This window comes from Sphingobium sp. GW456-12-10-14-TSB1, assembly GCF_059424385.1.
This window is the reverse complement of sequence record NZ_JBWKZI010000001.1, coordinates 579,442-599,757: the sequence shown is the minus strand read 5'-3', so window position 1 is coordinate 599,757 and position 20,316 is coordinate 579,442. Positions and strand designations below refer to the sequence as shown.

18 protein-coding genes are annotated in these 20,316 nt (G+C 64.4%); 2 read left to right on the top strand and 16 right to left on the bottom strand.

Annotated elements, in window-relative coordinates:
* Position 1: 1 nt before the first annotated feature.
* The 12 genes from xrtA to AC07X9_RS02975 form a co-directional block, all read right to left on the bottom strand.
* A complete protein-coding gene (gene xrtA, locus AC07X9_RS03030; RefSeq protein WP_017181314.1) occupies positions 2 to 1,537 on the bottom strand; it encodes an exosortase A in 1,536 nt (511 codons plus the stop codon).
* Positions 1,534 to 2,757, bottom strand: coding sequence for a TIGR03087 family PEP-CTERM/XrtA system glycosyltransferase (locus AC07X9_RS03025; protein WP_017181315.1), 1,224 nt, complete (start codon positions 2,755 to 2,757; stop codon positions 1,534 to 1,536). The genes xrtA and AC07X9_RS03025 overlap by 4 nt, the downstream gene beginning before the upstream one ends.
* Positions 2,754 to 3,827 carry a FemAB family XrtA/PEP-CTERM system-associated protein gene (locus AC07X9_RS03020; protein WP_086485473.1) on the bottom strand — a complete coding sequence of 358 codons (1,074 nt, stop codon included), beginning with the start codon at positions 3,825 to 3,827 and terminating at the stop codon, positions 2,754 to 2,756. Before AC07X9_RS03020 ends, AC07X9_RS03025 begins: the two co-directional genes overlap by 4 nt.
* Before the next feature lie 66 nt (positions 3,828 to 3,893).
* Entirely contained in the window at positions 3,894 to 4,964 is a 1,071-nt protein-coding gene (locus AC07X9_RS03015) for a FemAB family XrtA/PEP-CTERM system-associated protein (RefSeq protein ID WP_017181317.1), read from the bottom strand.
* Entirely contained in the window at positions 4,961 to 5,809 is an 849-nt protein-coding gene (locus tag AC07X9_RS03010) for an XrtA system polysaccharide deacetylase (RefSeq protein WP_017181318.1), read from the bottom strand. The genes AC07X9_RS03015 and AC07X9_RS03010 overlap by 4 nt, the downstream gene beginning before the upstream one ends.
* A gap of 44 nt (positions 5,810 to 5,853) precedes the next feature.
* Positions 5,854 to 7,341, bottom strand: coding sequence for an XrtA/PEP-CTERM system-associated ATPase (locus AC07X9_RS03005; RefSeq protein WP_017181319.1), 1,488 nt, complete (start codon positions 7,339 to 7,341; stop codon positions 5,854 to 5,856).
* Between the two features lie 21 nt (positions 7,342 to 7,362).
* Positions 7,363 to 8,964 (bottom strand): hypothetical protein, encoded by a 1,602-nt coding sequence (locus AC07X9_RS03000; protein ID WP_086485472.1) that lies wholly within the window; start codon positions 8,962 to 8,964, stop codon positions 7,363 to 7,365.
* Positions 8,961 to 9,875, bottom strand: a complete 915-nt coding sequence (locus tag AC07X9_RS02995) for an AAA family ATPase (RefSeq protein WP_017181321.1) — start codon at positions 9,873 to 9,875, stop codon at positions 8,961 to 8,963. The genes AC07X9_RS03000 and AC07X9_RS02995 overlap by 4 nt, the downstream gene beginning before the upstream one ends.
* A gap of 14 nt (positions 9,876 to 9,889) precedes the next feature.
* Positions 9,890 to 11,410 (bottom strand): XrtA system polysaccharide chain length determinant, encoded by a 1,521-nt coding sequence (locus AC07X9_RS02990; protein WP_017181322.1) that lies wholly within the window; start codon positions 11,408 to 11,410, stop codon positions 9,890 to 9,892.
* 2 nt (positions 11,411 to 11,412) lie between these two features.
* Entirely contained in the window at positions 11,413 to 12,060 is a 648-nt protein-coding gene (locus AC07X9_RS02985; RefSeq protein ID WP_017181323.1) for an XrtA/PEP-CTERM system exopolysaccharide export protein, read from the bottom strand.
* Between the two features lie 133 nt (positions 12,061 to 12,193).
* Positions 12,194 to 13,426, bottom strand: coding sequence for a pyridoxal-dependent decarboxylase, exosortase A system-associated (locus AC07X9_RS02980; RefSeq protein ID WP_026002079.1), 1,233 nt, complete (start codon positions 13,424 to 13,426; stop codon positions 12,194 to 12,196).
* The gene (locus AC07X9_RS02975) at positions 13,423 to 14,943 is read right to left on the bottom strand and encodes an acyl-CoA ligase (AMP-forming), exosortase A system-associated (protein WP_017181325.1); all 1,521 of its coding nucleotides are present in this window, start codon (positions 14,941 to 14,943) and stop codon (positions 13,423 to 13,425) included. Before AC07X9_RS02975 ends, AC07X9_RS02980 begins: the two co-directional genes overlap by 4 nt.
* 62 nt (positions 14,944 to 15,005) lie before the next feature.
* On the opposite strand from AC07X9_RS02975, the gene AC07X9_RS02970 reads away from it, so the two are divergent.
* Together AC07X9_RS02970 and AC07X9_RS02965 are read left to right on the top strand one after the other, a co-directional pair.
* Positions 15,006 to 16,022 (top strand): GNAT family N-acetyltransferase, encoded by a 1,017-nt coding sequence (locus AC07X9_RS02970; protein WP_026002080.1) that lies wholly within the window; start codon positions 15,006 to 15,008, stop codon positions 16,020 to 16,022.
* A gap of 28 nt (positions 16,023 to 16,050) precedes the next feature.
* Positions 16,051 to 16,341, top strand: a complete 291-nt coding sequence (locus AC07X9_RS02965) for a phosphopantetheine-binding protein (protein WP_017181327.1) — start codon at positions 16,051 to 16,053, stop codon at positions 16,339 to 16,341.
* A gap of 107 nt (positions 16,342 to 16,448) precedes the next feature.
* Here AC07X9_RS02965 and trxB read toward each other — a convergent pair whose 3' ends face one another.
* From trxB to AC07X9_RS02945, 4 genes are all read right to left on the bottom strand, one after another.
* Positions 16,449 to 17,411 (bottom strand): thioredoxin-disulfide reductase, encoded by a 963-nt coding sequence (gene trxB / locus AC07X9_RS02960; RefSeq protein ID WP_017181328.1) that lies wholly within the window; start codon positions 17,409 to 17,411, stop codon positions 16,449 to 16,451.
* A 183-nt stretch (positions 17,412 to 17,594) separates the two neighbouring features.
* Entirely contained in the window at positions 17,595 to 18,332 is a 738-nt protein-coding gene (locus AC07X9_RS02955) for a proteasome-type protease (RefSeq protein WP_017181329.1), read from the bottom strand.
* A 24-nt stretch (positions 18,333 to 18,356) separates the two neighbouring features.
* Positions 18,357 to 19,229 (bottom strand): transglutaminase family protein, encoded by an 873-nt coding sequence (locus AC07X9_RS02950; protein ID WP_017181330.1) that lies wholly within the window; start codon positions 19,227 to 19,229, stop codon positions 18,357 to 18,359.
* Between the two features lie 21 nt (positions 19,230 to 19,250).
* A complete protein-coding gene (locus tag AC07X9_RS02945) occupies positions 19,251 to 20,183 on the bottom strand; it encodes an alpha-E domain-containing protein (RefSeq protein ID WP_017181331.1) in 933 nt (310 codons plus the stop codon).
* Between the last annotated feature and the right edge of the window lie 133 nt (positions 20,184 to 20,316).

Below are 20,316 nucleotides of genomic sequence, written 5' to 3'. Positions count from 1 at the left end.
CCTAGCGCAAGCCCATCGCGCGGTCAGCCAAAAGCTTCACGTCACCCATATCGTCCAGGAAAGCATTGATGGCAGCGTCGGCGGACTGGCCTTCGCCCTCTTGCGCGGAAATGAGGATGGCGACGGCGCGCTGATCCTGTCCCAACAGGCGCGCTTTCATCGTTTCGATCTTGACCGCAGGGCGGCTGCCCGTGGGGTTTCCTGCCCCCACGACATAGAAGCTTACGACATGACGGACCACAGGGCCGGGCGCCGTGATCTGTTCGCCGCGCGCATTGGCGGGTGCGCGGGCGGGCGAGGACCAGACCCATTGGCTGTCCGGGTCCGCCGCGCCCTGACCAAAGCCGACCAGTTCGCGGCCTTCATCCTGCCGGGCATAGGCAATGATGGTCAGGTCGACGACCTGCCCCTTGTCATTGCGATAATGGCCAGTGACGCGATGATCCGCACCGTCGAAACGGGGTGTCCAGGGATAGCTTTGGTCAGAAGCGGTGCGGGTCCAGCCATCGACCAGCGGCAGATCGATTCGCGAAGGCAGCGGATCGGCGGTGGCGGCGGTTGCGGCGAGCCAGAGCGGCGCAGCGATAATCAGCACCAGGGCGATGCCGGCCACGGTGCCAGCCGACGTCCGATGCCGCACCGCCCCCTGCAACTGCGCCGGATCAAACCATGGATCGCCCGGCTTTCGATCGAAAAAGGGCCAGGCGGTGGCCATCACGACAATCATGATGATCGCGAAGAATATCCAGCCATAGACAACATGGTCGAAACCGACCGCCGCGTCCACGCTAGTCAGATGGGCGACGAGGATGGTGGCGAAGGCGCGCACGCCATTGGCCAGCACCGACAGGCCCAGCGCGCCGGTCATGAAGATGATGCGGCGCGGCCATGTGCGGAAGCAGACATTGCACACCAGCACGCCATAGGCCGTCATCGCGATCAGAAATTTTGCCCCGGAACAGGCCTCGGCCACCTCGAAATAGCCTGTCGGCGTCGTGATGAAGATGCCCTCCATATGGGCAGGCACCCCCGACAGGTCGAGGAAGAACATAGCAAGGCGGGCCGTCACCAGCTGAAGCGGCGGAACGATCTCCTCACCAAAGGGGACCATGAAGAAGGCATAGAAGAGCGGGAAGATGAGCGCGCGCGCGACCGCCGGGCCGAGCAGCGCGATCGTCACGCCCTGCAACATCATGACGAGCGCGCCATGGCGAACCATCGCCACGCCAGCCGCCGCGCCAACCAGCCAGGCCAGCGCTCCCAGCGCCAGCCAGACCAGCCCCGGCGGCCATGCCACCGGCTCCAGTTGGCGCAGGCCGGGCAGACGTTGCTGCACCAGCCAGGCGACGAGCAAAGGGATGAAGAGGCAATGGCCAAAGGTGGAGGCCGTCCACCAGATGGTGACCATCGACCAGAGATCGGCATGGAACAGCGCCAATATGGCAGAGGCAACGATGCCCAGCGCGGTCAGATGGCCGCGCCATCCGGTCCGGTCGATCAGCGGCACCCGGCCAAGCGAAAGCGCCCGAACGCTCATGCCGCCTGCGACCCCGCGTCGTGGCCGAACAGCAGATCGGGCAATCCGGCAAGTGTTGCCGACCAGCGGTAGCGCGCCTCCATCCGGGCGCGGCCAGCCAGACCGATCCGGGCGGCGCGGGCGGGGTCGGCAAGCAGGGCGATGACCTTCGCGGCCTCTTCAGCCGGGTTGGCGGCAATCAGAAATTCGGTGTCGTCGGCTGCGTCGATCCCCTCCGCAGCCTGTGGCGAGGCCACGACCGGCCGGGCCATCGCCATGGCTTCCAGCACCTTGTTCTGGATACCGCGCGCGATCCGTAGCGGGGCGACGACAATATCGGCCGCCGCCAGCCAGCCGCGCACATCGGGCACGCCGCCGGTGACGATAACGCCGGGCCGATCAGCCAGCGATTCGACCGCTTTGGTCGGGTTACGCCCGACAATGGCGAAGCGCGCCTGCGGGTGGACGGTCTGGATGGCAGGCAAGGTCTGGCGCGCGAAACTTTCCACCGCCTCGATATTGGGGCGATAATCCATCTGCCCTGTAAAGACGAGCAGCGGGCCAGCGCCATGGTCAATGGCGGGAAAGGCGGCGGCGGGATCGAAATAATCGAGCGCCACGCCATTTTCGAGTGCCACGATACGGTCCGGTCCCAGCCCGGACGCAGTGCGGAACAGCGCGGCTTCGGCTTCGCTGACGAAGGAGCAGGCGTCGGCGCGAGCGGCTATGGCGCGTTCGAAATCGAGCAGCACCCGCCCCTCGCGCCGGTTGATCCAGGCCATGGGGCCAGCGCCTTCCGCGCCATAGGCGGCATATTTGGCCGAATCGAAATCGACAAAATCCATCAGAAAACGGGTCTGGGGGGCAAGTTGGGGCACGAAATGCGCCATCTGCGCCGAATAGGCGACCACCGCCGCGATCGGCCTCTGCGACAATGTCTGCGCCACCCATTGATGCAGGCCGGGATGGTCGAACAGGGAGACCAGCAACGACTGGCCTTTGGCGAGGCCGGTCAGCCCGGCCACGACTTTCGACCGATCGCGCCGCAACAGGCACTGGCTGGCGGCCAGCTGCGCCAGATCGCCCCCATAGTCCATGTCGCGATCGTCATCGCCAAAGCAGCCGACATGGACCGGCGCAATCTGGGCCAGACGCTGAAGCAAATGATAGGAACGGATCTTGTCGCCGCGATCCGGCGGGAACGGGATACGGTGACACAGGAACAATATGTCGCCGGTCATCCCAGCCCCCGCGCGATGTGCGGGCCGATCAAGGTCGCGATCGCTTCGGGCAGCTTCTTCCAAAGCTCCACCTTGCGCCGATATTGCGGCGAGAGCGGATTGACATCGCGCGTCTCCTTGCCGGGCGCCGTGCGCAAATAATAGCCGAGCGGTTCACCGGCAAAGCCCCAGGTCTTTTTCCAGGCCGCCGGGCCAGTGCCGACCTTTGATCGGCCAAAATCGAATGTCGTCAGGCCACGTTCGCGCGATTGCCGCATCAGCAGGAAATAGAGGACTTCGTTGGAGCGCATCGCCCGTGCGCCCTCCGCCGCGCCATGCCAATAGGGCATGCAGGCGCCGTGATGATAGAGGCTAATGACGGCCGACAGCGGCTTGCCGTCCTTCGATACGATCGCGATGTCGGCATCCTTCCCCATATGGTCGAGCATGGCGTCGAACAGCCCACGGGGAAATACCGGCGTGCCCAGATTATGCACGCTGTGCGCATAGAGGCGGTAATGAATGTCGCGCAGCCTTTTGTCCCGGCCACATTCAAAGGTCAGGTCGTTGCCCAGCCCTTTGCGGATTTCGGCGCGATGACGCTTGGGCACGGCCTTCAACTCCGCCTCGTCATCGGCGGCGAGCGGTCGGGAGAAGCCCAGATAGGCGTCGGCCTTTTCCTGCCACACCGCGCCATCGGGCGCTTCGCCCCCACGCAGTTCCAGCGTGGAACAGCCCAGTTGTTCCGCCAGCGTCCAGGCCGCGTCGGCAAGCGCGGGGCCAGCCTTGCGATGCGTGGTCAGCAGTCCGCCATCGACCGCAAAGCCACTGCCGACCAGCGCACGACCAAACAGGGCGGAACGGATATAGGTGAGCGGCAGCACGCCGACAATGTCGCCGCCCGCCCGGCGCGCCACCAGCATCTTCGCCTTCTGGCCCGTCCCGGCCTCTACGCCCATGATCCAGGCGGGGCGTTGAAAGGGCGTCGAATCGGGATGCGCACAGACCCATGCGTCCAGTTCGGCGACGCAGGCTGCATCCGTGAGCCGCGCCTGCTCGACGATGACTGTCAGTCCGCTCATCATATTCATCGACGTTATTCCTATTGTCGCCCCGCCACCGATCTACGCGTGGAGGCTGAACATTTCGTATCCGTTTCAACCCAGTCCGCGCGAAATGAACGGGCCGATGAAATTGGCGATCGGTAGCGGCAATTTTTTCCAGAGCGCGACGCGGCGCTGATACCGGGCGCTGCCCGGATCGATGTCGCGCTGCGCGCCATCCGCCGACCAGGCGTGATAGACGAGGGGCAAGGGATAAAAGCCGAAACTCTTTTTCCACGCCGCCTGCCCGCTGCCCGCCTTCGACCGGCCGAAGTCGAACAGTGTCATGCCGCGCGCTCGGCCATGGGTCATAAGGCGATAATACATGAGTTCATTGGAGCGCAGCCGCCGTGCATCGGCAAGCCCACCGCCCCAATAGGGCATGACCCGCCCCTGATGGTAAAGCGTCAGCACCGCGGAAACGGGTCGGTCGCCTTCCCGGACGATCAGAATATCGGCATCCGCGCCAAACTGGTCCAGCACGGCGCGGAACAGGCGTCGCGGGAAAACCGGCGTGCCAAGGTTGCGGACGCTCGTGGCGTAAATATGATAATGGTCCCGCAAATGGCGCGCATCACGACCGATCTCTACGCTGAGCGCCGGATTGGCGAGCGCCTTGCGCAGTTCCGCGCGATGCTTGCGCGGGACGGCGAGGAGTTCCGCATCATCGTCCACGGCCAGCGGGCGCACGAAGCCGACATGCGCTCCATCCAGCCTTTGCCAACTGTCGCCGGGCGCGGGACCGCCCCGCAGTTCCAGCGACAGGCCGCCGCGTTCGCCCGCCAGCCCCTGCGCCGCCGCCGCCAGCACGGCGATGGCGCGATCATCCTCCGCCAATATGCCGCCACCGACCGCGAAAGCCGTGGACACGAGCGCGGCGCCGAACAGGCGGCTGCGCACATGATGCAGAGGCAGGATGCCCCTGATCTGGCCCGATGGCCCGACCGCTGCCAGCAGGAGCGCGCGATTGCCGGTCGCCTGCTCGGTCGCGTGCAGCCAGGCGGGACGATGGAAAGGCAATCCGTCGGCATGCGCGAGCACGAAGACATCGACCGCGCGCGCCTGCGCCGGATCATTCAGGTCCATCAGGATGACGGCCAGGTCAGCCCCATTACCCAGCATCATGGCGCGAGCGCCGCCTGCGCGTCAGCCAGCGCATCCACCCGTGTCCAGGCGAAATCGCGGGTCAGGCGGCGCAACTTGGCCGCCATGACCGACAGGTTGGTATAATGGCGCAGCCGTGAGCGCAGCGGCGCGTCGGCGCGGCGCGGCTGGCCGGGATCGATCTCCCATGGATGGAAATAGATGATCGCGGGTCGCCCGGCTTGCTCATTGACCTGCCGGATCGCCCAGCGGGAAAATTGATAGGGCAGCAGCCGGAAAAAGCCCCCGCCCCCCGCCGCCAGAGTCCGCTTGCCAAGCTTTGCGGTCGTCACGGGCAGCTCGACCAGATCGGACCCGGTCACCGGCTTCCATGCAAAGCGCGGCGAATCGGGCCAGCCATAATGATCGTGCCGGATCGGCGCGACGCTGGAGGAGTAGCGATAGCCCTCCTCCGCCAATATGGTATGCGCCCATGGCGTGCGTGGGTCGATGGAGAAGCTGGGCGCGCGATAGCCGGTGACCGCCTGCCCGCTGGCATCCTCCAAAATCGCGCGCGATTTGCGCAGGTCGGCGCGGAACTGATCGGGCGTGAAGGTGAACACCCGCGCATGATCATAGCCGTGGCTGGCGACCTCATGCCCCGCGTCGGCAATGCGGCGCATCAATGCGGGATAACGTTCGGCGACCCAGCCAAGCGTGAAGAAGGTGCCGGTCACACCCGCTTGGGCGAACAGGTCCAGCACCGCATCGGTATTGCGCTCGACACGGTGCGTCAGGCCGTCCCAGTCGGCGCGCCGGATCGTGCGCTCGAACGCGCCGACCTGAAACCAGTCCTCGACATCGACGGACAGGGCGTTCTGTATCATATGGCGCACCTTGGCCGGGCTGCCCGCACGGGGCAAGCCATGTGTCAGGCAGCAGCGCTGTCGCGCGGCGCCGCCATTCGTTCTTCCCGCTCGACCCAATCGACCAGCAGGGTCAGCACCCGGCGCAGCGCCGTGTCCTGTTCCTCGGCGCGAAATTCCAGCGATTGCAACCGCTCCTCGATCAGGGTGAAGCAATCCTTGAGCGCTTCGGGATCGACTGTCTGTGCCGGCGTGAAAGGCACATGCGCCTGCACTGCCCGCAGCGAGGAAATTTCCGCGCGCAGCGCTTCAATCTCGGCCAGCATGTCGTGGCGCAGGGCGTCGACCTGATCCGCGTCGATCGTGGCGACGGGTTGCGGCTCGATCTGTTCAGGCTGTGACTGTTCGAAGGTCGCCGATTCCACCATCTCTGGTTCCATTATCTCTGGCTCCTCCTCCGCTTCCTGCGCGTCCCAAGCTTCGACCGGCTCCTCGACAGCATCGAATGCCGTGTAGAAGGGTTCGCCGATTACAGCGTCCGGGGATGCCTCTGCCACCGGCGACTCATCGACCTGCGGCGCGGCAAAGGGTGCCGCGAAAGGCGCAGGCGCGGTAGCTTCCGCCTCTTCCTGCTCGACGACAGCCTCGCTGTCGGCCTCATCTGCGATCTCAGCGGCGGGTGCCTCCTCTACCTCCGCAACGCTATCGAGCGGCGACGGCGCGACCGGTTCGGGTGCGACATCGACGTCCAGCCCCATATCGGCCACGACAGCCTGCACCACATCCGCGTCAATCTCGCGCAACTGGTCGATCGCGCCCATCAGCAGCACGCGGCTCACCAAAGCGTTCAGGCGGCGCGGTACGCCACCTGTCGCAGCGTAGAGCGCGTCGAAGGCGGCGGGGGTGAATGTCGGGTTGCCCACCCATCCCGCGACCGTCAGGCGATGGATGATGTAAGGCTCGACCTCCTTGGCCATCATCGGTTCGAGATGATGGGTGGCAATGACGCGCTGGCGCAATTGTTCAAGCTGGTGCGATTTGAGCAGGTCGCGAAATTCCGGCTGGCCCAGCAGAAAAATCTGGAGCAGCGACTGTCCGCCAAGCTGAAAATTGGACAGCATCCGCAATTCCTCGATCGCGGACACCGGCAGGTTCTGCGCCTCGTCCACGATCAGCAGCGTGCGCCGTCCGGCGCGCGCCTGGCCATGGAGGAAGGCTTCGACCTTTTGCAGCGTCACGGCCTTGGACAAGCCATCGGTCGCCAGACCGAAGCTCTGCGCGGCGAGGCGCAGCATGTCATCGCCGCCCACCTGGGTCGACACGATCTTGACCGCCGTCAGCCGCGCCGGGTCGATCGTCTGCATCAGATGGCCGACCAGCGTCGTCTTGCCCGCGCCGATGTCGCCGGTAATGACGATGAAGCCTTCGCCCTGCGCCAAGCCATAGCCCAGATAGGACAAGGCCTTGCGATGGGTGGCGCTTTCAAAATAATAATGCGGGTCCGGCGTCAGCTGGAACGGGCGGCTCTGCAATCCATAATATTGATCGTACATCAAAATTCTCCAACCGACCCGTTAGAAACTGTAACGCAGGCCGACCTGCCCCATCGCGCTGATCACCGTGTCGAGATCATCCGCCTTAACGCCGTCCACACCGACCGACGCCGACGCCGAAAGACGACGGGTCAAACCCTTGTAATAGCTGGTGAACCCGCCATAGTTGAGAACATCTGGGCGCGCGTCGCTGGCGTCGAAATAATTGACGTAAACAACGGTATCGATGCTGTCGCGATTGCCCAACATATAGGTCATCGACGCATTGCCATACCAGTTCTCGTCCTTCGACCCGCGCACCAGGACAGTCTGTCCCTGCGGCGTGACAAACTTGCGCTGCGAATAACCGGCGCCCACGCCCCAGCCCCACTGGCCGCGGCGCAGCGAATATTGCGCCGAAACGCCGCGATAACGGAAATTGGCGTCGGTGATGCCCGACAGCGCATCATTGAAACATTGCCCGCCGCCGGTGGTGGAGAAGGCGCAACCGGTAATGTCGCCGGTGAAGGGGTTGCGCGCCACGTCGAAGCTGCTGCCCGACAGCGCGGCGGCATTGGCGGTGATCAGACGACCGAAGCTGTCGATACCGTCGAACAGGATGACGGCAAAGCTGCTGTTCGCGCCCTGCCAGGTAAAGCTGCCCTGATAGGTCATGCCGCCATAGCGCTGACCGACCTGCGCCTGAAGCGACGTGCGACGGCTGGGCCGCCACAACACGCCCGCGTCCCAGATAATATCGTCAAATTCATAGACCAGCGCGCGCGGCGAGCTTTTGTCAGTGACATAGCGACCGTTGCGGATGACGGGCACACCCGTTGAATCCAGCAGCGGCGAACGCTGGCTGATTTCGATCTGCTCATATCCAAGACCACCGATCAGCGCGACGGTGCGCGATACCGGCAGCGTGGCGTCGACGCGGCCCCATTTGTCCTCGAACCGCTGATCGAGCTGGCTGGCATCCTCACGGTCATAACCTGCGCTGGCGGTCAAGCCGACAGGCAGCAAGGTGCCGGGGCCAAAGCCCACCGATCCCATCAGATTATGCGTCCAGCTGTCCGCGAAAGATCCGCTGACAGGAGCGTTGGAGAGGTTGGAGTCCAGATCGTCCTCGACCCGCGCATAGCCGAGCCGATAGGACGCGTTGACGGTGATGTCACCGATCTGCGTCGTGTAGGCCGGACCGATATAACCGGCATAGACCTGACTGGTGTAGCTGTCGTTGAGCGTCGATGCGCCCGAAAGTCCATCCGTCCGCACCCGCGATGCCAGCCCGCCGGTATGGATAGACAGGCCGCGCGCGACATTGACGGTCGCGTTGGCGATGCCGCTCAGCACATCCTGGTCACCGATCTGGTTGCTCCAGCTGAAGCTGTGATTATATTGCAGATCGACGGCGGCTTCGACCCGGCGGGTCTGGACCTGCGCCGTCACGCCTGCGGTGACATTGGTGTAGGTCAGCACATCGCCATCGCCCTTGAGCGGCGCCATCACCACCTGATCAACGCCCAGATAGGGCGTGACATTGACGCGCCGGTCCGCGCTGGTCGTCTGGGCGAGCGCAGGCGCACTCCCCGCGGCCAGCACGGCGAGCGATGCGCCGCTGATCCACTGACGGACAGTCATGACGAACTCTTCCCCTTGGCATAATAGCTGCCGAACCGGCGACCGCCGCCGTTGAAGCGGACCGCGTTGAGCAGAAGCTGAACCTGTGCGCCGCCCTTGAGCATCCCGGCAGCATCGCGCAGCGCGCTTTCCGATGTGCTGTCGGCGCGCACGACCAGCAGCGCGATCGCGACATGGCTGGCCAGCACGGCGGCGGGCGATGCCGCCAGCAACGGCGGCGAATCGAAAATGATGATGCGTTCGGGCCGTCCTTCGGTCAGCCGCGACAGCAATTGTTCGGTGCGCGCGGACGCAAGATATTCCGTGTCGGCATTGCTGCGTTGCCCGGCAGGCAGCACTGACAGCGACGGCAGGTCCGTGCGGATGATGATATCCTCTATCGCGATCATCGGATCGGCGAGCGCGTCCATCAGGCCGGGGCCGCTTTCCAGACCCAGCGTTTCGGGGATGCCGGGCTTGCCGAAATCCGCATCCACCAGCAGGATTTCGCGGTCTTTCTCCGCCGCCAGGCTGAGCGCCAGATTGATGGCGCAGAATGTCTTGCCATCGCCGCTATGGGCCGAACAGATGAGGATGCGATTGCCGCGCTCCTGCCCCTGTAACTGGGCGAGCAGGTCGCGCTTGAGCAGCCGGAACTCCTCGCTCATCGCGGTGACTGCGCCGTCGGGGCGCAGGAAACCGGCCTCCTCCAGCTTGATGCGATCGATCGGCTGGACCGGGCCGGTCCAGGGCAGGGCGCGAAAGGCCGACGGTGAAGGCGACACAGGGTCGGCCATGACCGGCGCTGGTGGCAGGTCCGCCGGAACGTCGACGGCCGGGGCGGCACGACCGCGCAGGGCAGCCGAGAAATCGTAAATCTCCGTCGCCCGCTCGATCAGCGATCCACCCTGGATGGAGCTATGCTGGTTCATGGTTCCTGGCTCCTTCACGCCATACCGCGCTGGACGAATTCGACGACGATCAGCAGCAGGCAGACAGCGGCCAGACCACCGCTGGCGCCTGCGAACCATTTCATCCGCTGTTTGTCGATGGCGACCTGCGCGGCGCTGATCGTCTGGCTGATGGAGCCTGCGACCGGCAGGCCGATCGCCCGCTCCAGCCGCGCGGCGGTGGGGAATGTGCCCTTGAGCTGCCCCATGGCGAAAGCCACGCCGACGCCTGCACCGATCCCCAGGACCAGCACAGCCAGCAACAGCAGCGGCCGGTTGGGCGCGGCAGGCGCGGTCGGCATGCTGGGCGGGTTGATGACGCGGAACTGGACGGAGCCGGTCTCGGTCTTTACCTCGCCACGCAGGCGGATCTCCTCCCGATCGGCCAGCAGCTTGTCATATTGGGTTTTCAGAACCTCATAGTCGCGGTCCAGCTTTTCCTGCTCCGACGCGATGCCCGGTTCATCGACCTGCTTGGCCATCATCGTGTTGAGATCGGCCTGTAGCTGCGCCTTGCGGGTCGAAAGCGCCTGCACCGTGGCGGCGCGTTCAGCCTGCATCGACTTGATCGACAGATAGGCAGGATTGGGTGTGCCGCCACCGCCCGAACTGGCGCCGCCGCCGGACTTGCGCAGGGCGTCCACTTCACGCTGGGCAGCGATCACGTCGGGGTGTTGCGCGGTCCAGCCGCGCGCGCGCATTGCGGCCAGATTGGCCTGCGCCTGACCCAGCGCCGAAGGGCCGCCCGAAGGGCCGACGCCCGGCAGGCTTTGCGGCGTGCCCGCCAACTGGCCGTTCATGGCACTGAGCGCGCTTTGCGCCTGGACCAGTTGCGAATCGATCGTGTTGATTTCCTGCCGCGCGGCATCCATCCGCTGGCTGATCGAGCCAGCACCGGGCAAGAGGCCGACATAGCGCTGCGCAAATTCAACGCGGCGCTGGTCGGCGGCTTCCAGCTGCTTGCCCCGCGCTGCGATCTGCTGATCCAGGAAGGCAAGGCTCTGCTTGGTTTCATTGCGGTCGCCGGAGAGATTTTCCTCCTGGAAAATATCGATCAGCTTTTGCACGATCTGCTGCGAAATCCGCGCATTCGCGCCGTCCGACAGGCTGCTGTCCGCGGAAATCGCGCTGATGTCGATCATGCTGGGGTCAGCCTGCGCCATCACCGTGATATTCTCGCGCAGCTTCGTGATCTTGGCCGCGATGTCGCGGGGGCCGGACACGCTCTGCGACAGGTCGGTGTTACGCACGACCTTTTCCAGATTTTCCGCGCTGGCCAGCGTATTGCGGACCCGGTCTAGATCCTGCTGCGACTGGACCTGGGTGATGCCCACCTTGTCCTCCAGCAGCGACTGGGTGTTTACATAGACCCGCGCCTTCGACTGGTAGCTGTTGGGGATCAGGGCGACGCCCAGCCAGCCCAGCATGCATACGCCCCAGGCCACGCCGAGCGCGATCCAGCGTCGGCTCCAGACGCCGTGGAGCAGCAGCAGCAATTCTTCGTAGAGACCGGCCATGATCAGAACATGCTTTCAGGGATGATGATGACGTCGCCGGGCGCGAGCATGACGTTCGCCTTCGTATCGCCCTTCTTCAGCAGGTCGTTGATGCGGACCTGATATTCCTGCTGCTTGCCGGTATTCTTGTTGAAGCGGACCAGCCGCGCGCGGTTGCCCGCTGCAAATTCCGACAGGCCGCCGACAGAGATCATCGCATCGAGCAGCGTCATATTGGCGCGATAGGGGATGGAGGCGGGCTTTTCCGTCGCGCCCACGATCCGCACCTGCTGGCTGAACGTACCGCTGAAATTGTTGACGATCACCGAAACCAGAGGGTTTTCGATATATTGGGTCAGCGCCAGCTTGATGTCATCGGCCAGCATTTTGGGTGTCTTGCCCACCGCCGGCATGTCGGTGATCAGCGGCGTGGTGATGCGGCCATCCGGGCGCACCTGAACCTTTGCCCCCAGTTCGGGGTTGCGCCACACGAAGATGGTGAGATCATCGAGCGGGCCGATCACATATTCCTCGCCCGGCCCTTCGCGGGTCGACACGAAAGAGGCTGGCGGCAATTGCGGTCCGCTGGCGCCACCCGCAGCGCAGCCCGACAGGACAAGCGCGGGCAGCGATGCACCGATCAGGAGCCTGGAAACCGACACGAAACGCATAATCTCACCTCTTTGTGCGGCCATGCGCGACCAGCCGCCAAAGAGGGCAAGGCGGGCCGGTCAGCACAGGGCTTCCGAGCTCTTCTTGCCGGGAAAGGGTAAAGATACCGTTAGGAGTTAAGTCACCAACAACTCAGCCAAGTAAAACTTCGCGAGGACTTGGATGACCAAGAAATGCCGCCGGACTGGCTGATGCGCCATAGGCACCGGCAAGGAAAATGGCGATCAGGTCGCCTTCCTGCACTGGTGGCAGCGCAATCCTGTCACCCAGCCGGTCGATGGGCGTGCAGAGGCAGCCAACAACCGTCGCGGGATCGGCGGCTGGCGGCGCGCCGAAATGGTTGGCGAGCGCGATCGGATAGTTGCGGCGAACCACCGTGCCGAAATTACCGCTGGCCGCCAGTTGATGATGCAGCCCGCCATCGACGATAACGAAGGTTTCGCCCTGGCTGATCTTCACATCGATCACGCGGGTCAGATAGACGCCCGCCTCCCCGACCAGCCAGCGGCCCAGTTCGATCGCAAAGGCGCTGCCCTTGAGAATATCCGGCAGCGATTCGAACGCTGTGTCGAGCGCGACGCCGATGGGGCGGATGTCGAGCGGCACGTCGCCGGGGAAATAGGCAAGGCCAAAGCCGCCGCCCAGATTGACCAGCGGCGGCGTGACGCCCACCGCTTCGGACAGGCGGGCGGCCAGCGCGATCGTCGCCGCCTGCGTTTCGATGATCGCCATCGCATCGAGATTCTGGCTGCCGGCAAAGATATGCCAGCCGCGCCAGTCCGCACCGCCATCGATCATTGCGCGCGCGAGCGCGGCGGCGCGATCGGCATCGACGCCAAAGGGTTTGGCCCCGCCACCCATCCGCATCCCTGATCCTTTGAGATCAAAGTCCGGGTTCACCCGCACGGCGACGCGCGGGGTCTTGCCTATCCGCTGGCCGATGGCGAGCGCGCGCCGCCCCTCCCCTTCGGATTCAAGGTTCAGCGTGACCCCGGCAAAGATCGCCGCTTCCAGTTCGTCATTGCGCTTGCCCGGCCCGGCAAAGCTGATCCGTGCCGGGTCCATGCCCGCCGCCAGCGCCATCTCCAGTTCACCGCCCGACGCAATGTCGAAGCCGTCCACCTGCTCCGCCATCGCCGTCAGCAGCGGCGCATAGGGGTTCGCCTTGATCGCATAATGGAGGTGAAGCGCCTGTGGCATGGCTTCGCGAAAACGGCGGATCTGCGCCCGGACAATGTCCATGTCATAGGCAAAGAGCGGCGTATCGCCCACTTCGTCGACCAGACTCGCCGCGCCATAGCCGCCGATCAGCAGCATCCCCTCTTCGCCCGCAAACCACGCCGGGATTGGTCCCATCGGTTTCAAATGCCATACTCCCGCGCCAGCGCGACTCGATCAATCTTGCCGTTGGGATTGCGGGGAAATGCCGCCAGCACAAGGATTTCGCGCGGTTGCATGAAATTGGGCAGTTCCGCCTTGATGTGCGTGGCGACCGCCTGGGCAACGTCCGGGTCGGCGGAGCGGATCAGCAATTTGACCGCCTGCCCCAGCCGTTCATCCTTCACCCCCAGTGCCACCGCTTCGGCGACGCCCGGCACCGCCACCGCAGCCTCCTCTATCTCGGTCGGGCTGATCCGGTTGCCCGCCGACTTGATCATCGCATCGTCGCGCCCGACGAAATAGAGCAGGCCATCGGCATCGCGCCGCACCGTGTCGCCGGACCAGACCGCCATGCCGCCATAGCGGGACGCGGATGGCGCGGGCTTGAAGCGCTCGGCGGTACGGGCCACGTCGCGCCAATAGCCCTGGGCGACGAGGGGGCCGCAATGGACCAGTTCGCCCGGTTCGTCATCGTCAGTGATGCTGCCATCGGGACGGACCACCAATATCTCGGCAAAGGGGATCGCCGACCCCATCGAGTCGGGGTGGCTCTCAACCAGGGCGGGCGGCAGGTAGGTGGAGCGAAAAGCTTCGGTCAGGCCGTACATGGGATAAAGATCGGCCTTGGGAAACAGCGCGCGCAGCCGGGATACCAAAGGTCGGGTCAGCGCGCCGCCACTGTTGGTCAGGCGTTTGAGCTTGGCCGCGACCTCCGGCGGCCAATCCAGTTCGGTCAGTTGCCCCCACAGCGGCGGCACACCCGCCAGCGTCGTGATGTCGCGCCGGTCGACCAGCTTCATGACGTCACGGGCCGTCAGATAGTCGAGCGGATAAACGCAGCCGCCGGCAAACCAGGTTGAGAGCAGCTGATTCTGGCCATAATCGAAGCTGAACGGCAGGACGCAGGCTGTGCGGTCCTGCGGCGTCAGACCCAGATAGTCGGCCACCGCGACCGCGCCCAGCCAGAGATTGGCGTGGCTGAGCATCACTCCCTTGGGCCGCCCGGTCGATCCGCTGGTGTAGAGGATGGCGGCGAGATCGTCCGGGGCCGCGGTCGATGGTGCAAGCGCCGCCCCCCCGCTCATGGCGCAGGCGGCGTCATCCTCCCGATGCAACTGGCACCCCTGCGGCACATCGCCCGGTGCCAGCGTCGCGAGTCGCGCCGTCGTGCCGATCAGCAGCGCCGCGCCGCTATCGGCCAGAATATGCGCCACCTGCGCATGTTTGAGCAGCGGATTGACCGGGACATGGACAAAACCCGCACGCGGCGCGGCGAGCGGCATCAGCGCCGCCACCGGCCCTTTTGCGATCCAGCTCGCCACCCGTGCGCCCGGTTCCAGTCCAAACCCCGCCAGCCAGCCTGCAAGCCGCCCCAGCGTTTCTTCCAGCTCGGCAAAATTATAGCTGCCCGACCGCCCGTCCAGCGCCGCCCGGTCCCGATCGCCACGCAGCAGCAGATGGTCGATCGGCAGGATCGCCATGGTCTGGTCTGTCTGGCGCATGCTTAACTCCATTTCCAGACTTTGCCCCTAAGCCTCACCTTCACGCATGCGGAGATAGTCGGTTGCCGACGACAAGGGAATATCACAGCCTCGCGCAAGTGCGGGACGCGCTGCAAGGCGGTCTTGATCGCGACGCCGTGCCCGGCCTGTTTGGCCGGTTCGACTGGTTCGATCTGCTGCATCGTCATTGTCTGGCCGATGTCCCGGTTCGGGTGGTCATGTCAGAGGATAATGGCGCACAGGCCTGGCTGTTCCTGCTGGAACATGAAAGCCGTCGTCTGTCTGCGCTGGCCAACTGGTATAGTTTCGACTGGTCGCCGCTGTTCACGGGCGACCCCGATGCTGTGCAGCGGGCGCACCTGCTCGACACGCTGAGCCGCCACCTGTTGCGCACCGCCAGCCAGATCGACCTCTATCCGGTCGAATCGAGCGTCGAACTGCTGGCCAGCCTGCGCCGGACCGGATGGTTTGCGCTGTCGCGGCCAATGGGCGGGCGGCATATTCTGGCGGTCGCCGGGCGGAATTTCGCGACCTATTGGGCCAGCCGCCCCGGTCGGCTGCGCACGCTCGTCAGGCGCCGGGCGCGGGCCAACCGCTATGACCTGTCGATCAGCGACCGGCTGACCGACGATCTGTGGCGCGATTATGTCGATGTGCATGGGCGCAGCTGGAAGGAGGCGGAACCCGGTCTGAATTTCCTGCGCGCGCTGGTCGAGCAGGAAAGTGATGCCGGGACGTTGCGGTTGGGCTTTGCGCGGGAGGCCGAGGGGAACAGGGGCCGCGCGGTCGCCACCCAATTATGGACGGTGGAAAATGGCGTCGCGCTCATCCACAAACTGTCCCATGATCGCGCCCACGACGCGGGATCGCCCGGCACGCTGCTGAGCCATGCGATGTTTGCCCAAGCGATCGATGGCGATCGGGTCGCGACGATAGACTATGGCACGGGCGACAATCCCTACAAGAGCGACTGGATGGAGGAGCGAGTACCGCTCCACCGCATCGACGCCTTCAACCCGCGCCATGCGTCCAACTGGCTGCCTGCGGCCCGGACAGCCATTTCCGCGCTTGTCGGATAGGGCGGGAATGACTAGGACGACGCCCATCATGCGGGCGCAATCTCCTCAGCCGGTCGACCGGACCGATGACATCGAGCTTCTGACGCGGGCGCTGTTGCGCGACGTGCTGGGCCTTTCGCAGGATCAGGTCGACGGGTTTGCGGCTGACACGCCCTTGTTCGGCGCGCTGCCGGAGCTGGATTCGATGGCGGTTGCTGGCTTGCTGACCGAGATGGAAGATCGTTTCGACATATTGATCGAGGATGACGACATCGACGGCGACACGTTCGAGACGTTCGGGTCGCTGGTCGCCTTTGCGCGGAGCAAGGTGGCGCAGTAATATCCGTTCGCCCTGAGCGAAGTCGAAGGGTCCGCCTGAACGTAGTGATGGCACTTCGCTCCGCTCAGTGGAAGGCTTCGACTTCGCTCAGCCCGAACGGCAAGTAGTCACGTCTCGACCATCGCCTCGAAATCCGCCTCGGCCAGGAATTTCTCCACGTCCAGCGCCGCCATGCAGCCCATGCCGGCCGCGGTCACCGCCTGGCGATAGATTTTGTCGGTCACGTCGCCTGCCGCGAACACACCGGGGATCGAGGTGCGGGTGGTGCCCTTTTCGACCAGCAGATAGCCCTCATCCATCGGCAGCTTGCCGGTGAAGAGTTCGGTTGCGGGATGATGGCCGATCGCAACGAAGCCGCCGTCGGTAGGCTCATGCGACTTTTCGCCGGTTACCGTGTCGACAAGGTCCACGCCGACCAGCCCTTCAGGCGTGCCGCCGCCGACAAATTTATCGACCGCCTTGTTCCACAGCACCTTGATATTCGGATGGGCGTGGAGCCGTTCCTGCAAAATCTTTTCGGCGCGCAGCGTGTCGCGGCGATGGATCAGGGTGACGTCATGGCTGTGGTTGGTGAGGTACAGCGCTTCCTCGACCGCAGTATTGCCGCCGCCGATGACCACCACCTTCTTGCCGCGATAGAAAAAGCCGTCGCAGGTGGCACAGGCGCTGACGCCCTTGCCCTGCAAATGCTCTTCCCCTTCTACGCCCAGCCATTTGGCCTGCGCGCCGGTGCAGATGACCAGCGTATCGGCGACATAGACGACACCGCCGTCCCCGGTCAGGCGAAAGGGCCGCTGCGACAGGTCCACATCGACAATCTGGTCATACATCATCTGCGCGCCGACATGCTCGGCCTGCGCCTGCATCTGCTCCATCAGCCATGGCCCCTGGATCACATCCTTGAAACCGGGGTAATTTTCGACGTCGGTGGTGATGGTGAGTTGCCCGCCCGGCTGCATCCCCTGCACCACGATCGGCGCCAGTCCCGCACGCGCGCCATAAATGGCGGCGGACAGGCCAGCAGGGCCGGAACCGAGGATGAGCATACGGGTCGAATGGGTGGCGGTCATATCAGGCTTTCAGATGCGATTCGTGTTGATGGGAGAGATAGGCGGTGACGGCGCGCAGGCAAGCGAAGGATTTGCTTGGGCGGTGCGAAGCGGGGGTGTGGGTAGCGCAAGAGATCCGCCGCCGTCGATCGGCGCAGCCCTGTGGCGCAAACGGGGCCGCGTCGCCTCCCCCTCCGGCCCTGCTCAATCCAATACGTTGGGCAAATCCTCGAAGCCCTTGCGCAGCGCGGCGCTCCAGCCCTGGGAGATCATGGCGAATTCTTCATTGTCGGCTTCGATGCGGGTGCGGACGCGGAAGTCGAACCTGTCGGTCGGGATGACCGTCAGGTCGAGCGGCATGCCGACGGACAGGTTGGAGCGCAGGGTCGAATCCATCGACACCAGCACCGCCTTCGTCGCGTCTTCCAGCGTGGTGTCGCGCGTGATGATGCGGTCCAGAATCGGCTTGCCATATTTATGCTCGCCGATCTGGAAGAAAGGCGTGTCCTCGGTCGCTTCGATGAAATTGCCCGCGCTGTAGACGAGGTAAAGTCGCGGCTTGCCGCCCCGGCGCTGGCCCGCGATCATGATTGAGGCGCTGGCGCCCGAACCGCCCATTTCGATGCTTTCGCGGTATCGCGTCTGCATGGCGCGCATCGCATCGCCCACGATCTGCGCGACGCGGTGCATGGTGCTGCAATTGAGGATGGTTTCGATGTCGGGGTCGAGCTTGGCGTCCTTGATCGCCTTGCTGAGCGTGGCCTTCACCCCCTGCGTGATCGACAGGTTACCTGAACAAAGCAGGGTGATCGCCCGTTCGCCCTCGACCAGATAGGTGAAGCTCTTACGAAAGCGGGCGATATTGTCCATGCCCGCATTGGTGCGGGTGTCGGACAGCATGACCAGCCCCTGGTCAACCCGCACCGCCACACAATAGGTCATTCGTCCCCGTCCCCGAAAGCTGAATCAAAGCTGCGCGTTGGACGGCGGGATAGACTGCTGCTGTTGCCGCTGCAACTGCCGTTCCTCGACGCCATCAACCGCCTGCGCGATACGGACGTCCGCGTCAATCGAGATATCGCCCGCAACCGTGATCGTGCCCCGGATCGGCGCGGCCTCATCCGCGTCCAGCCCGCTGGCGACGCGCAGATAGCGTTCGGTCACGCAGACGCGATTGGACGGATCGAAGCCTACCCAGCCCAGTTCGGGCACCAATGCTTCGGCCCAGCCATGGGTTTCATGCAATTCGCTGCCGTCACCCGCCAGCAGATAGCCCGACACATAGCGCGCCGGGATGCCGAGCGATCGCGCCCCGGCAATGAAAATCTGGGCATGGTCCTGACACACCCCTGCCCCCAGCGCAAAGGCCTGCGCGGCGGTGGTGGCCGATGTCGTGACGCCCGCGCGATAGCCTACCGCATCGATAACGGCGGCGGACAGCGCGTGCAGCCGGGCGAGCGGGCCGTCGCCTTCTGGCGTGGCGCGGGCCATGGCGGCGATACCGTCCGACGCGCGGGTGAGCGGCGTTTCGCGCAGGAAATAGCGCGGATTGACCCGGCTGACCGGCGCACCGACGACGCCATGAGTCTCGCGGGTTTCGACCAGCCCTTCGGCGACGATGACGGCATTGTCCTGCCGATCATGGCGAATCCAGATCGTTTCCATCTCGCCATAGCTGTTGGGGCGAAAATCCGTCAGCACATCGCCATTCACGCTGACCTGCCAATCCAGCACGGTCTGCGCCGGGGTATCGACCGGCATCAGCTTCAGCCGCATCGCCACGCGCCCGGCCGATGCGTCATAGCGATAGACGGTCTGGTGGCGGACAAGCAATTTCATGAAAGGCCCCCCTTCCCCCTTCTAGCCGAAATGATAGGCCTGGGCGATTTCCATGCCCAGTTGGTTGGTCATTTGCAGGCCATGCTGCACCGTTTCATGCAGGCCGAAGCGGAAGATTTCCCCACTGTCGAGCTGTTCGAGCGCAGTCACCATCTGCTGCACCGTTTCATGGCAGGGGTTGCGCGTGCCGTGCCACCCTTCCAGCCGGTGCAGGCGATAGGCCAGCTGGTCGTAGCAATAGGCTACGCTGCGCGGAAACATGCGGTTGAGCATCAGGAAATCGGTGATCTGCCAGGGCGTATAAGTGCCGCCATAGACATGATGATAGGCACGGCTGCCTGACAGTGCATGCAGCACCGATGTCCATTGATAATGGTCGCGATTGCCGCCGATGACTTCGGTTTCCGGCAGCAGGACATAATATTTGACGTCAAGCAACCGTAGCGTCATCTGCGCCCGTTCCAGCGCGGAACCGCAGCGCAGGAAATCATGGCCTTCATTGCGCAGCTGGCCCGAATGGGTAGCGCCGCGAAAGGTCATGACGCGGGTCTTGACCCAGTCGATAAGGGCCGGAAGTTGCTGCCGCGCTTCGGACACATCATAGCTGTCGAGCTTACGCCAGCCGTCGTTGAGCGCTTCCCACATATCTTGCGTTAGCATGGTGCGCGCCGATTTGGCGTTGGACCGGGCTTTGAGCAGGCAGGAGCGGATCGAGCTGGGATTGTCGAGGTCCAGCATCAGGAAGGAGACGACATCGCTTTCCGTCACCTGCACCCCTTCGGGAAACTGGTGGCCGCTGCCAGTCGCGCGCACGACGGAACGCCATTCGTCGCGATGATGCGCGCCGGGCAATATCGCCATGCGCTGCCCCATGGTCAGCAGCCGGGCGGTGGCTTCGGCCCGCTCCATATAGCGCGCCATCCAGTAGAGATTTTCGGCGGTCCGGCTCAGCATGTGGGATACCCCCTTCCCCATTCGCCCTGAGCCTGTCGAAGCCTGTCCTGAGCTTCGCCGAAGGCGGCTGTTCTTTCTTCAAGAGACGTGCAGGGCTTCGACAAGCTCAGCCCGAACGGATGTAGGTGTGTGT